Genomic DNA, 12,897 nt, shown 5'->3' on the forward strand with positions numbered 1-12,897 from the left:
GACCGAAGCCTCATTGATTGCTCATGAATTGCCCCGTAAGCTGGAAATATGAAGTCCTACATGCGCTCCTTCCTTATCCTGCTGCTAGTGCTTGCGCTTCCGATCAATGGGATAGCGGAAATGCTCATGCCGGTTGGATCGTCCGGGCATCACGTGATGTCCGATATGGAAGGTGTGGGCGCCATGACGACCGACCACGCTTCGATGGTTGGCGCCGATGACGGTGCTGAACACGAGTGCTGTGAAGCGAATGAGCATGGAACGGCGACCGTCTGCAAGACGGGCCAAGAATGCAAAACTGCAAGTATCCTTCAGCTTGTCTCAATAAAAGCCCAGCTGATGCCTGCTGCTAAACCCGTGACCACTCCCTATAACGGCCTGATCCCCTCTAGCCTTTTAGACGCCGTCTGGCATCCACCCCGCGTCTAATTCCGATCAAATTATAGGAACCGCCCGAGTGAGCATTCGGGCCGGCTACCGCGCGCCTTTGGCTCGCATGAAAGATCAGGAATCCTTCGCAAATGAAACCCCGTATTTATTGGGCGCCGCCGTACGTGGCCGCCTTGATCATGGGCGCGCTCTCGTTTCCAGGGTTAGCGTCCGCTTTGACCTTAGAACAAGCTCTGAGCGTGGCCGAGCAAGACGCGCCTTCGCTGCATGCGCAAGCCGCCAACCTGGTGGCCGCACGCAGCGCTGCAATCCCTGCCGGCGAGCTTCCTGACCCTAAACTTAAGCTTGGACTGCAAAGCGTGCCCATCGAAGGTGACGCTCGCTGGCAGTTGGAGCAAGAGGCCATGACCATGCAAATGGTTGGGGTCATGCAAGATGTGCCAAACCGAGCGAAAAGGCGCGCTCGTGTCGAGGCCGCGCAGGCTAGTGTTGCGCTCGCAAACGCCCAGCAAACGGTTGAACGTCTCGGTGTGCGCCAAGCAACCGCCGAGGCATGGATCGCTAGCTTCGCGGTCGAGCAGAAGCTAAGCCTTTTCAAGCAGCTTTACAGCGAGAATCAGCTCCTTTCGCGGGCTGTTCAGGCCCGCATTGCTGGCGGCAGCGGACAAACCGCAGACAGCGTACTTCCGAGGCAAGAGGCAGCATTGCTGGCTGAACAAGAGGATGAGCTGCTGCGTAACCAGGCTGTTGCGCGGGCCGGCCTCCGGCGCTGGATAGGCGAGCTAGCAGGCCAGCCGCTTACAGGTGACTGGCCGCAATGGCTTGCCGCCGTTGATAACTATCAGCACAACCTGAACCGGCACCCGGCGTTACTCGCCTTCGACCCGATGACTCGTGAAGCGGAGGCAAAGGTTCACCAGGCCATCGCAGAGAAAACACCGGATTGGAGTTGGGGGGTCGACTACCTGCGACGTGGCCGTGAGTACGGCGACATGGTGAACCTCAGCGTCAGCTTCGACCTGCCGCTGTTTACCAGCTCTCGGCAGGATCCGAAGATCGCGGCCGAACGAGCTCGCCTTGCCCAGATCGAGGCTCAGCGCCAAGCGACCTTGCGCCTGTACAACCAAGAGCTGAGTACTGACCTCGCTGAGTATCAGCGTCTGGACCGCGCACTCATCCGCCTCGACAAAACCTTACTACCCCTCGCTGAAGAGAAGGTCCGCCTTGCCATGGCCGATTACCGCTCCGGAAGCGGTGAGCTGACCGCTGTGATCGAAGCGCGACGACAGCTTGTGGAGACCCGGCTACGGCGTATTGACGTCGCCCGCGATCGATCGTTGAGCAATGCCCGCCTGCATTTCGCCTTTGGAGATACCCGACCATGACATTCCAACACAAGCGGCTGGTACTCGCCTTCAGTCTGCCTCTGATGATTAGCGCTGCAGCGCTAATCGGTCTGCCTACCGCAGCCTTCGGACAATCGCCTGCAGAAGAAGACAAGGAAGTGCTCTATTGGTATGACCCTATGGTACCCCAGCAAAAGTTCGATAAGCCGGGCAAGTCGCCATTCATGGATATGGAATTGATTCCACGCTATGCAGATGAGGGAAGCGACGGGGCATCGATCAGTATCGACCCGAGCGTGACGCAGAATCTCGGCGTGCGCTTGGCAACCGTAACGCGTGAATCGATCAGCCAGTCGCTCGAAGCGACAGGCGCGTTGATGTTTGACGAGCGAGACGTGGCGGTTGTGCAGGCGCGTGCCGGTGGCTTTGTCGAGCGCGTTTACGACCGAGCACCGGAGGATGTCATCGAAAAAGGCGCGCCGTTAGCCGATCTTTTGGTTCCCGAATGGGCTGCCGCACAGGAAGAGTACCTGGCGCTCAAAGGGGTCGGCCAACCCCAACTGCTCGCAGCGGCCCGACAGCGGTTACGCCTCGCCGGCATGCCGTCGGATGTCATTGCCCAACTGGAACGAACCGGTAAAGCGCGCCCCGTTTGGACCGTAACGAGCCCAATCGGCGGCGTGCTGAACAGCCTCGACGTTCGCGAGGGCATGACCGTACCCGCCGGCGCATCTCTCGCACGCGTCAATGGACTGGAGACGGTATGGCTAGAGATAGCTGTGCCTGAGGCGCAGATCACCAATCTGGCGCCAGGGCACTCAGTCACCGCGCGCCTCCCCGCCTTTGCAGGTGAATCTCTGGAAGGCACGATCCAGGCCGTACTATCGCAAGCCAACCTGAATAGCCGCACTGTGCGTGTCCGGGTCGAACTACCTAACCCGCAGCAGCGGCTTCGCCCCGGCATGACGGCCGAGGTGACGTTGAGTCGCAACGTTGAAGATGTCTTGGTCATCCCATCCGAGGCGGTCATTCGCACCGGCCGGCGAGCATTGGTGATGTTGGCTGAGAATGAAGGCCGTTACCGCCCCGTTGAGGTCCGCATCGGCCGAGAGTTCAATGACCAGACAGAGGTGCTTGAAGGGCTGGAAGCCGGTCAGAAGGTCGTGGCGTCCGGTCAGTTTCTCCTCGATTCAGAGGCGAGCCTACGCGGGCTGACCGCTCAGGGCTTGGAGAAGCCTGCAACTTCTACAGAACCTGCGCTGCACGAGGCTGAAGGTACGATCGTCAGCCTGGAAGATGGCATGGTTGGCCTCTCGCATGGGCCGTTCAAGACGCTGAACATGCCCGGCATGACCATGTCCTTTCCGGTTGCCGATCAATCGCTCCTAACAAGTTTGCAGACCGGCGATCGCGTTCGTGTCGGCGCGCGTGAAAGCGAAGAGGGCCTGGTCATTGAGCACATCGAGAAGCTGGGGGGCCAGCCATGATCGCAGCCATAATTCGGTGGTCAGTGGCCAACCGCTTTCTGATCCTGCTGGCTACTGTGTTCGCGGTGGCTTGGGGTGTCTGGTCGGTCAAAAACACCGCTGTTGATGCATTGCCAGACCTTTCCGACGTTCAGGTCATCATCCGCACGCCATACCCCGGGCAGGCGCCCCAGATCGTTGAGAATCAGGTCACCTACCCACTGACGACGACCATGCTGTCTGTCCCCGGCGCAAAGACGGTCCGCGGCTACTCCTTCTTCGGGGATAGCTACGTGTACGTCCTGTTTGAGGACGGCACCGACCTCTATTGGGCCCGTTCTCGGGTGCTGGAGTACCTGAGTCAGGTGCAGAGTCGGCTTCCCGCCGCCGCCAAACCCGCTTTGGGCCCTGACGCCACAGGTGTCGGCTGGATCTACCAATATGCTTTGGTAGACCGAACGGGCAAACATGACCTCTCGCAGCTGCGCTCTTTGCAAGATTGGTTCCTGCGCTATGAGCTCAAGACACTGCCCAACGTGGCGGAAGTCGCGCCCATAGGCGGGATGGTCAAGCAGTATCAGGTCGTACTGGATCCCGTGCGCATGGCAAGCAGGGGCGTGACGCAGCAGCAGATTGCAAAGGCGATCGATGAAGCCAACCGTGAAACCGGCGGGAGTGTTCTGGAACTCGCAGAAACCGAGTTCATGGTCCGTGCGACCGGGTATCTCAAGACACTCAAAGACTTTCGAGCCATTCCTTTGCGTCTCGACGGCGGCGTGCCAGTGACGCTAGGGGACGTTGCGCATATCCAGCTCGGCCCGGAAATGCGCCGGGGCATCAGCGAGCTTGACGGTGAAGGTGAGGTAGTCGGCGGCGTGGTGATCCTGCGGAGCGGCAAGAACGCTCGGGAAACCATCGCTGCCGTTCAGACCAAACTGGATGAGCTGAAAGCGAGCCTGCCCCAAGGCGTCGAAATCGTCACGACGTACGACCGTAGCAAGCTGATCGACAGTGCCGTTGAAAACCTCACGCACAAGCTCATCGAGGAGTTCATTGTCGTTGCGTTGGTTTGCGCGATTTTTCTGTGGCATCTGCGCTCGTCGTTGGTCGCCATCGTGTCGTTGCCGATCGGCATCCTGATTGCTTTTGTGATCATGCAGCGGCAAGGCATCAACGCCAACATCATGTCGTTGGGTGGCATCGCGATCGCCATCGGAGCGATGGTCGATGCAGCAATCGTCATGATCGAAAACGCCCACAAGCACATTGAGGCCTGGCACAAGCGGCATCCTGACTCCACCTTGAAGGGCCAGGAGCACTGGAAGGTCATTACTGACGCGGCTGTTGAAGTGGGGCCGGCATTGTTCTTCAGCCTGCTGATCATTACGCTGTCGTTCATTCCAGTGTTCACCCTGGAGGCGCAGGAAGGCCGGCTGTTCGGTCCACTGGCGTTCACCAAAACCTATGCAATGGCAGCCGCCGCGGGCCTGTCTGTCACGCTGGTTCCGGTGCTCATGGGGTATTGGATCAGGGGCAAAATCCCTGACGAACACCGTAATCCACTCAACCGTGGCCTCATCTGGATCTACAAGCCGGCCCTGGACGCGGTACTGCGCTGGCCCAAGATGACTCTGCTGGTGGCTGTTCTGGTCTTCCTGACAGGCTTGTGGCCGGCCTCTCGCCTTGGTGGGGAGTTCTTGCCCCCGCTGGATGAAGGTGACCTCCTTTATATGCCCACTGCGCTTCCAGGCCTCTCCGCTCAGAAGGCTTCTGAGCTACTGCAGCAGACGGACCGGCTCATAAAAACGGTTCCAGAAGTTGCACACGTGTTCGGTAAGGCTGGTCGAGCCGACACCGCTACAGATCCCGCCCCGCTGGAAATGTTCGAGACGACCATTCAGTTCAAGCCGAAGGATCAATGGCGCCCTGGGATGACGCCTGACAAGCTGGTTGAGGAGTTGGATCGCACCGTACAGGTACCTGGATTAGCCAATCTGTGGATCCCGCCGATTCGAAACCGTATCGATATGCTGGCGACGGGTATCAAGAGCCCGATCGGGGTGAAAGTGTATGGCACTGACTTGGCACAGATCGACAAAGCCACCCAGGCAGTGGAAAAAATCGCCAAAACGGTGCCTGGGGTCAGTTCGGCGCTTGCTGAGAGACTGACCGGCGGCAGGTATATCGATGTGGATATCGATCGTGTCGCTGCCGCACGCTACGGCCTGAATATCGCGGACGTGCAATCGATCGTGGCCGGTGCCATCGGTGGTCAAACCATTGGTGAAACCGTGGAAGGGCTCGCCAGGTATCCGATCAACCTCCGCTATGGCCGCGAGTGGCGCGACTCGATATCCGATCTGCGCAACCTACCGATCTACACGCCGCAAGGCAGCCAGATCACGTTGGGGACCGTGGCCAAAGTACAGGTGACAGACGGACCGCCCATGCTTAAAAGCGAAAACGCAAGGCTGTCGGGCTGGGTTTACGTCGATGTTCGTGGCCGCGACATGGCGGCTGTGGTGGGCGATCTGAGGGAAAAGATCAGCAAAGGGGTCCAGCTCGAATCCGGCATGAGCATCAGCTATTCCGGCCAATTCGAATTCATGGAGCGCGCTAACGCGAAGCTGAAGCTCGTCGTTCCGGCTACCTTGCTGATCATTTTTGTATTGCTCTACCTAACGTTTGCCCGCTTTGGCGAGGCGCTGCTCATCATGGCTACGCTGCCATTCGCTCTGACCGGGGGCGTCTGGTTCCTATATCTGCTCGGGTACAACCTATCCGTAGCGACAGGAATCGGATTCATCGCACTGGCAGGCGTTTCTGCTGAGTTCGGCGTCATTATGCTGCTGTATTTGAAGAACGCCTGGACGGATCGGGTTAACGCTGGAGCCCATGGCGAAGGCGTCCTGCTCGACGCCATTCGTGAAGGTGCTGTCCAGCGAGTGCGCCCCAAGGCCATGACCGTAGCAGTGATTATCGCCGGTCTGCTGCCCATCCTCTGGGGTAGCGGAACCGGCAGCGAAATCATGAGCCGCATCGCCGCGCCCATGGTGGGCGGGATGATCACCGCCCCTTTGCTCTCCCTGTTCGTTCTGCCGGCAGCTTACCTGCTGATGCGCCGCCGGCAATTGCGAGTTACCACCCAGCAAGCAACCAACCCACTGGAGAACATCCATGAACATTAAGCACATCACCCTTGCCTCACTCTTCCTGGTGCCAGTCGCCTATGCCGCCGACAAGGAGCCAATGGACGGCATGCCGATGGATCACAAAGGCATGAACATGCCAATGGACCAGAAGTCGGCGGGACAGACCGCTACAGCCATCGGCACGGTCAAGGAAGTGAACACCGAGAGCGGCACCGTGACCATTGCACACGGCCCGGTCGAAGCGCTGGGTTGGCCTTCTATGACGATGGGCTTCAAAGCGAAGCCTGATCAGCTCCAAAAGTTGAAAGAAGGGGACCAGGTCGAATTCGAGTTCTCCTCGAAGGGCATGGATTCCACCATTACCCGCATCGAAAAGCAGTAGAAGTTGAAAACGACTGCCGCAGGCGCGGCGGTCGTACCAACACGAAAATGAGGGATTACAGCTTTGTAACCTTGGCAACAGCTCCTTGTAAGTAGCAAGCCTTTAATCTACAGGCATCAACTAACCAAGAGGTGCAAACCATGAACCGCATAACCAAAGTAATCGTTCCTTTTATTCTGACCGTTGCTTCCTCGCTTGCAATGGCCGAAGGCGGAAGCGAACGTACGCTGAATCGCTTAAATGACTCGGCAGGAGCAAAGCCCACCCTTAAGGAGCTTGTAAAAGAAGGCCAAGTGCTGAGCATCGCACCTGCTGGCGCGACCGGCACGACTCGAATGATTCAAAACTATAGAACAAGCGCCCAAGTCCAGACGTATGAGATGACGGTCAAGACCCCTGACGGGAAGATCCATACGGTAGAGTTTCTGAGCACCCCAGTTGGCGTGAACAATGGCTAATCTGCCAAGCTTAATATCCGAGGGATAGTTAGATGAGGGGCATAATATCCAAGATTAAAAGCGTACTGCAGCGCAATCCGGTCGTAACGGGGTTAACCGCAGCTGTGGTTGGCTACATGCTACTGAACCAAAGCACTGCGGCGTTGGCAACAACGCTGCCAAGCCTGCTCTTTCTCTTGCCCTGCTTGTTGATGATGGTCGTATGCATGAAGCATATGTCTAGCGGTAAATGCGACAAGCCCGAGGAGCCCAACGTTGGCGAAAACACCTTATTAAGCAAAAGCGAATAACCCACTGAACTTTGAGATTTAACATGCGAAAGGCCATCACCGTTACAGCAATCGCAATCACCCTGGCGAGCGGACTGAGTTTCGCAGCGGTAGATAAATCGGACCAAAGCCATTCAGAAACCGGCATGATGAGCGGCGACAAGCATATGGAAATGATGGGCGACATGCATGGAATGATGAAAGAGTGTCGTGAAATGATGGAGGGGGCCAAAGCCGGCCACTCGCAAACTGGCGAAAATTCAGACGCTGCTTAGGATACGAGAGTGCGAGCAAACATGATCGAAGCAGGCCGGGCACCTTTTCTGGGTGCCCGCCTGCTTTCTTGTGAGTGATGGCCTAACTAGGACCGTACTGATGGGAAAAGTGTCACTGACGAGCAGAATGGCGATAGCTTTCATGCTTGTGGTTACGGTTGTGCTGATGGCGGCCGCAATCAGCTTCAATTATTTTTGCCAGCTCCATTTCGAACGCAAAGATGAACAAGTGCTGAATGAAAAGGCCGCTGCAGTAGAGCGTACGCTGCTCAACAGCTCAGCATTTGGGCCTGAGACCGCTTCAAGGATCGATGCCGTTATTGAGCACTCCTTTGGCTTCGCAACTGCAGTTGTAGTAGACGGCAAGACAGTCTACTCACATCACAATCTCTCTGAGAGCTTGCTACCAATTGTCACGGACATCCAAGAGGAACGTTGGACAGTAAATTTCGCTGGGCATCAGTACAGTGGCATTACCAGAAAAGTAAACCAGTGGGTCGAAGGGCAAGACACAGTCATCTATCTGGCTTTGGATGTAACGCATCGAGTCCACTTCTTCGAAATGATTCAGCAATGGTTCGCTTATACGCTGGTGGTCAGTGCACTTTTGAGTGGCGCTTTAGGTGTGGTTCTGATCAGGAAGGGTTTAAAACCGATCGATGAACTCTCTAAGACTTCCTCTACAGTAACTGCCAATTGTTTGGATACCAGAATTCCAACCGAGTCAGTGCCAGGCGAGCTTCATGAACTCGTAGACAACTTCAATGAAATGCTCTCGCGCTTGGATGACTCATTCCTCAGGTTGTCAGGTTTCTCAGCGGACATCGCGCATGAGCTAAGAACGCCGCTGAACAGCATGCTGACCCAAATGGAGGTCGCGCTCTTGCGCGACCGCGAAAATACCGACTACAAGGATATCTTGTATTCCGCCCTCGAAGAACTTAGGCGCATGTCAAAGATGGTCGATGACATGCTGTTCCTCGCCAAAGCGGACAATGGGAAGATTACGCCCAGTGCCGAAGGGGCCAGCATGGCTGAGATGACCACGAGTGTTATCGAATATTACGAGCTCGCAGCCGAGGACAAGAAGGTCGAAATCGCGCTTTCAGGCGATGGGTCGGTACATGGCGATAAATCAATGCTAAGACGGGCCATCTCAAACATAGTCTCGAACGCAGTTCGGTATGCAGAGGAAGGCAGCATTATCAGGGTTGAAATAAGCGAGAGTGGTAACTCGGTTTCGACAGCTATAACCAACCGCGGCATTACTATTCCAGCCGAGCTTCACACTCGAATATTCGACAGATTTTACAGGGTGGATACCGCAAGGCGCGAAGGTACTACCCTTAATGCGGGCCTCGGCATGGCTATCACACGGTCGATTGTTGAGGCCCACAAGGGGCGCATCGCTTGCGAATCAGCTGAGGGGCACACGACTTTCACAATGACGCTTCCAAGGCTGATGTCTAGTTAATGGCAAAGTGCTGGCAACGACGCTGATCTACGCTTATACAAATGCCCGGCTGAACCGGAGGAGGCCAAGGCTTTCGTACCTGTATATTTGGTTCTGGAGGTTTCACGTGCAAGCGTCCTCATCAAGAAAATGCGGTTCGACAGCCGCAGCGCTCAACGAAGCGTGCTTCTGCGTAAGCCTAGATCAAGCTGCGCTCGTAAACTCATTGACCGAACAGCTTGGGAATTCAGAGCTGTCGGAGCTATTGAAGTCACGTTGCCCCCATGTGTTTGCAGCACGACCGGTCTTTGTTTCATCCTTGCGGCTGCGCCAGGTTAATGAGGTTATTCAGGCCATCGAGCAGACCGTGAGTTCGCCCGGTTGGCGTGAGCATGCTCTGGATTCTGCACCTCCTATTGCACGACATGATCCTCGGGGTGCGCGCGGCGTCTTCTTTGGCTACGACTTCCATCTGGATGATGACAAGCTTGGGCTCATCGAAATAAACACAAATGCGGGCGGAGCGATGCTAAACGTATTGCTCGCCCGCGCGCAGCGTAGTTGTTGCAGCGGCGTAGTCGGGCTTTCGCCAGGTCAGGATGGACCCGGCGGCTTCGAGCGTTCGATTCTGGATATGTTCGCCCAGGAATGGTCTACGAGCGGCGAGCAACGTCCGCTCACGCGCGTGGTGATCTTGGATGAAAGCCCACAAGCCCAATATCTGTATCCGGAGTTCCTTCTTTTTCAGCGGTTATTCGAGTCAGCAGGAATCGACTGCCTAATCGCAGACCCAGCCGATCTGGCCTTTCACAACGAGTCCCTCTTGGTCGACGGAAAGCCTGTGGATCTCGTCTACAACCGACTCACCGATTTCTATCTGGAAGGCGACAATTGCAGCGCGCTGCGCAGCGCTTATTTGGCTGATGTCGTGACGGTAACGCCACACCCTCAGGCCTATGCCCTTTACGCCGACAAACGCAGGTTGGTTGACCTAACCAACGCACGTTTTTTGGAAGAGATTGGCGTTGATCAGCAAATCCGAACCGTATTGGCCCAATACGTCCCGCTTACCGTTCCTGTCGGGCATGGTAATGCAGAGCACCTGTGGCAAAACCGCCGTAGCCTCTTTTTCAAGCCTGTCAGCGGGTATGGTAGTCGCGGTGCATACCGAGGAGACAAGCTCACCAAGCGCGTTTGGGAAGAAATCGTTGGCGGAAACTACGTGGCCCAGTCCCTTGTAGCTCCTGGCGAGCGTAGAATCGTCGCCGACCCTCAGGTACGATCGATGAAGTTTGATCTGCGCGCTTACGCTTATGCTGGCGAGGTGCAGTGGAACGCTGCCAGGGTCTACCAAGGCCAGACGACCAACTTCAGAACAGAGGGGGGCGGTTTTGCTCCCGTTTTTACCTTAGGCGAGGAAGAGGAGCGAGCCGGTTCTACAGAGCAACGGTCGCACGCCTCGTTCACGTTCTTGCTCGACGAAACCGGCGCCGTAGAGGAACTGCCGCACCCGCTATATCTGGCGCTGGTTCGAGCCGAAATGGCTACTTCTAAGCTTGCCGGTAAGCGTTTCCGATTGGCGGACTGGTATGTGGCAATGGAAGATGGCCATCCTTCCGAAGTCATCCGAGAATTGTACGGCTGGGTTGCTTTCGACGCAGATGGCGCCTACCACCCTGAAGTTGGCCCACCAGAAAATGGTCAGCCAAATAGTATTGGCAATGTTGACTCATCTGCCCTGCCAACACCGGAAGAACATGATCGAATCGAAGGTCTGTTGTTTCAAAGTGAGTGAGGTCCCGCGCGCCACGAAAGGCGCGGCTTGGGACAGAATAACCTCGCCGCTCAGTTTTGGAGCCAGCTACACCCAGCCGTCTTAGCCGCCACACATCTAATGTGCGAATACTAACCCTGCGGTCACACTCGACAAGAACGTGGCATATGCTGGGTGCTGAATTGTTCTCTCCGAGTGTTCTATTGCTCACGATAACTCTTTGGGCTTGCTAAGCCGAGTAGTCGGGTCTCAAGGTTTGAAGGCCATCTTAGTGGGCCCGCTCTTTCGCGCAGTGGTCCATAGCGCGACGTTGGTATTGTCTGCTTATAAGCTATTAGCGATTGATTAGTTCAGGGGAACATTACGCGTAGTACAGCGCTGGCAGCGCTTTAAGCCGGTCTTAAAGCGGTCGATGATTACATTTTTGTAAGCTTCTCAAAAAATCGAAACCTCATCATCTTCGGCTTGTCCGTTTTTAGGAGAGCATTCGAAAGCCACTTCTAAGCAGGGCTGCGCGAACACGTTGAGTCGCCGATCCAGCAGCAATCATTAAAGAGGTCTAACTATGCAAATGTCTTACTGGCGCTTTGCAGCGATGGTAGCCACGTCTACGATCATTATGTATGGCGTGATGTACTTAAATACTTACTCGTTCGAGCATGTTTTTTGGAGCGAGACTCGCGCTTGGATGGCATTAGTGATGGGCGCGGTAATGGCAGTAGTCATGCTCGCATTCATGCTCAACATGTATAAGCGTAAGTCAATAAACCTAGCGATATTGGCAGGAAGTGCAGTAGCTTTTACCATTGCACTATGGCTTGTACGTGGGCAAGCGACGGTAGACGACACGGACTACATGAAGGCCATGATCCCCCACCATTCCATAGCAATCCTAACAAGTGAACGAGCTCAGATTTCAGATCCTCGCGTCCGCAAGTTAGCTGACGAAATCATCGACGCTCAGCGCCGAGAAATCGCAGAAATGAAGTCCCTGATCAATGAACTAGAAAGGGCAAATTGATTACCAGAAACGGTGTGTCCACAGCCCAGGGCATGACGGTGGCGACATTGATGGTCTCGCTACCGCTCAGGCGAATCTCCTCAGCGATTGCCGCGCCGAGATTTATGACACCACCTTTGGTCACTGCGGAGGAGGCATGATAAGCCAGCGGTATCTCGCTCTCGACTGAGCCCACGTTGACAAGCGTGCCGAAGCCTTGAGCTCTGAACTGGCGCATGGCTGCGTGGCTGCCATAGATCATGCCCTTAAGATTGACATCCACGATCCGCGCATGGTCCTCGACGGGAACGTCCTCGAAACGACCCAGCGCTCCGACCGCAGCGTTGTTAATCCAAACGTCGATCCTGCCGAAACGCTCGATGGCGGCTCGTGCCAAGTCCTGCATCTCGTTCGGGTTGCTCACGTCGGTGGTCACCACCAGTGCCGATCCTCCAGCCATGCGTATCTGCGCGGCCAGTTCTTCGAGCACGTCGGTCCGGCGGGCCGCTAGCACCACGTCGCCTTGCAGAGCGGCAAGCTTGAGCGCCACGCCGCGGCCGAAGCCACTGGAGGCACCAGTGATGACAAAGGTTTTGCGAGCAACGCTTGGCTGGTCGCTTGGTTTCAGGCGCGGGGAAACGGCGCAGCCACTGAGTTGCAGAACGGCGAGCAGTACTAGCAGCAAAGCCAATCGCTGCGATGGGAATATTCGCAAAACCATTTTCGTTTTCTCCCAGCAAAATAAGGTCGCATGGCCCGCTTGGTTGTTGTTGGACCGCCTTTTTGCCAGGAGCTTTCATGCTAATTCACTCAATTAGTTTTCAGCGCTCAATCGGGAGACAGTGGCAAGAGAATAGACCGTTACGGTGGCGATCATCGGTGGCTAAGTAAGAGTTGCTAGCGCGTAACTATTCGTATTTCGCTTTGGAATG

At 56.0% G+C, this 12,897-nt stretch carries 11 protein-coding genes; 10 read left to right on the plus strand and 1 reads right to left on the minus strand.

Translation table 11 applies throughout. The annotated features are described in order from the left end of the window. The first annotated feature begins 48 nt into the window (after window positions 1-48). The 10 genes from GYM54_RS13335 (at window position 49) to GYM54_RS13385 (ending at window position 11,986) form a co-directional block, all read left to right on the plus strand. Window positions 49-429 carry a hypothetical protein gene (locus tag GYM54_RS13335; RefSeq protein WP_014822249.1) on the plus strand — a complete coding sequence of 127 codons (381 nt, stop codon included), beginning with the start codon at window positions 49-51 and terminating at the stop codon, window positions 427-429. Between the two features lie 92 nt (window positions 430-521). After that, on the plus strand, window positions 522-1,775 hold the full coding sequence (locus GYM54_RS13340) for a TolC family protein (protein WP_014822248.1): 1,254 nt from the start codon (window positions 522-524) through the stop codon (window positions 1,773-1,775). Continuing rightward, a complete protein-coding gene (locus tag GYM54_RS13345; RefSeq protein ID WP_064481002.1) occupies window positions 1,772-3,223 on the plus strand; it encodes an efflux RND transporter periplasmic adaptor subunit in 1,452 nt (483 codons plus the stop codon). Before GYM54_RS13340 ends, GYM54_RS13345 begins: the two co-directional genes overlap by 4 nt. Beyond that, window positions 3,220-6,390: an efflux RND transporter permease subunit gene (locus tag GYM54_RS13350; RefSeq protein ID WP_064481003.1), complete on the plus strand. Its 3,171-nt coding sequence runs from the start codon at window positions 3,220-3,222 to the stop codon at window positions 6,388-6,390. The genes GYM54_RS13345 and GYM54_RS13350 overlap by 4 nt, the downstream gene beginning before the upstream one ends. Next, the gene (locus GYM54_RS13355; RefSeq protein ID WP_014822245.1) at window positions 6,380-6,736 is read left to right on the plus strand and encodes a copper-binding protein; all 357 of its coding nucleotides are present in this window, start codon (window positions 6,380-6,382) and stop codon (window positions 6,734-6,736) included. The genes GYM54_RS13350 and GYM54_RS13355 overlap by 11 nt, the downstream gene beginning before the upstream one ends. 140 nt (window positions 6,737-6,876) lie before the next feature. Then, window positions 6,877-7,194, plus strand: coding sequence for a co-regulatory protein PtrA N-terminal domain-containing protein (locus GYM54_RS13360; protein ID WP_014822244.1), 318 nt, complete (start codon window positions 6,877-6,879; stop codon window positions 7,192-7,194). 313 nt (window positions 7,195-7,507) lie between these two features. Beyond that, complete coding sequence (locus GYM54_RS13370) at window positions 7,508-7,738, plus strand: hypothetical protein (protein WP_014822242.1); 231 nt, start codon at window positions 7,508-7,510, stop codon at window positions 7,736-7,738. 100 nt (window positions 7,739-7,838) lie between these two features. Then, window positions 7,839-9,212: a heavy metal sensor histidine kinase gene (locus tag GYM54_RS13375; RefSeq protein ID WP_197446042.1), complete on the plus strand. Its 1,374-nt coding sequence runs from the start codon at window positions 7,839-7,841 to the stop codon at window positions 9,210-9,212. 106 nt (window positions 9,213-9,318) lie between these two features. After that, window positions 9,319-10,986, plus strand: coding sequence for a hypothetical protein (locus tag GYM54_RS13380; protein ID WP_041754616.1), 1,668 nt, complete (start codon window positions 9,319-9,321; stop codon window positions 10,984-10,986). Between the two features lie 544 nt (window positions 10,987-11,530). Next, complete coding sequence (locus GYM54_RS13385) at window positions 11,531-11,986, plus strand: DUF305 domain-containing protein (protein WP_014822239.1); 456 nt, start codon at window positions 11,531-11,533, stop codon at window positions 11,984-11,986. On the opposite strand, the gene GYM54_RS13390 is transcribed toward GYM54_RS13385, so the two are convergent. Continuing rightward, window positions 11,961-12,686 carry an SDR family oxidoreductase gene (locus tag GYM54_RS13390; RefSeq protein WP_197446043.1) on the minus strand — a complete coding sequence of 242 codons (726 nt, stop codon included), beginning with the start codon at window positions 12,684-12,686 and terminating at the stop codon, window positions 11,961-11,963. The two genes, GYM54_RS13385 and GYM54_RS13390, sit on opposite strands and share 26 nt — an antisense overlap. Between the last annotated feature and the right edge of the window lie 211 nt (window positions 12,687-12,897).

It is taken from the genome of Pseudomonas sp. MTM4 (assembly GCF_019355055.1).
Taxonomy (GTDB): domain Bacteria; phylum Pseudomonadota; class Gammaproteobacteria; order Pseudomonadales; family Pseudomonadaceae; genus Stutzerimonas.

What these genes read in the sequence shown, in the direction of transcription:
- GYM54_RS13335 (WP_014822249.1), top strand. Translation starts at nt 49, where the DNA reads ATGAAGTCCTACATGCGCTCCTTCCTTATCCTGCTGCTAGTGCTTGCG.
- GYM54_RS13340 (WP_014822248.1), top strand. Translation starts at nt 522, where the DNA reads ATGAAACCCCGTATTTATTGGGCGCCGCCGTACGTGGCCGCCTTGATC.
- GYM54_RS13345 (WP_064481002.1), top strand. Translation starts at nt 1,772, where the DNA reads ATGACATTCCAACACAAGCGGCTGGTACTCGCCTTCAGTCTGCCTCTG.
- GYM54_RS13350 (WP_064481003.1), top strand. Translation starts at nt 3,220, where the DNA reads ATGATCGCAGCCATAATTCGGTGGTCAGTGGCCAACCGCTTTCTGATC.
- GYM54_RS13355 (WP_014822245.1), top strand. Translation starts at nt 6,380, where the DNA reads ATGAACATTAAGCACATCACCCTTGCCTCACTCTTCCTGGTGCCAGTC.
- GYM54_RS13360 (WP_014822244.1), top strand. Translation starts at nt 6,877, where the DNA reads ATGAACCGCATAACCAAAGTAATCGTTCCTTTTATTCTGACCGTTGCT.
- GYM54_RS13370 (WP_014822242.1), top strand. Translation starts at nt 7,508, where the DNA reads ATGCGAAAGGCCATCACCGTTACAGCAATCGCAATCACCCTGGCGAGC.
- GYM54_RS13375 (WP_197446042.1), top strand. Translation starts at nt 7,839, where the DNA reads ATGGGAAAAGTGTCACTGACGAGCAGAATGGCGATAGCTTTCATGCTT.
- GYM54_RS13385 (WP_014822239.1), top strand. Translation starts at nt 11,531, where the DNA reads ATGCAAATGTCTTACTGGCGCTTTGCAGCGATGGTAGCCACGTCTACG.
- GYM54_RS13390 (WP_197446043.1), bottom strand. Translation starts at nt 12,686, where the DNA reads ATGGTTTTGCGAATATTCCCATCGCAGCGATTGGCTTTGCTGCTAGTA.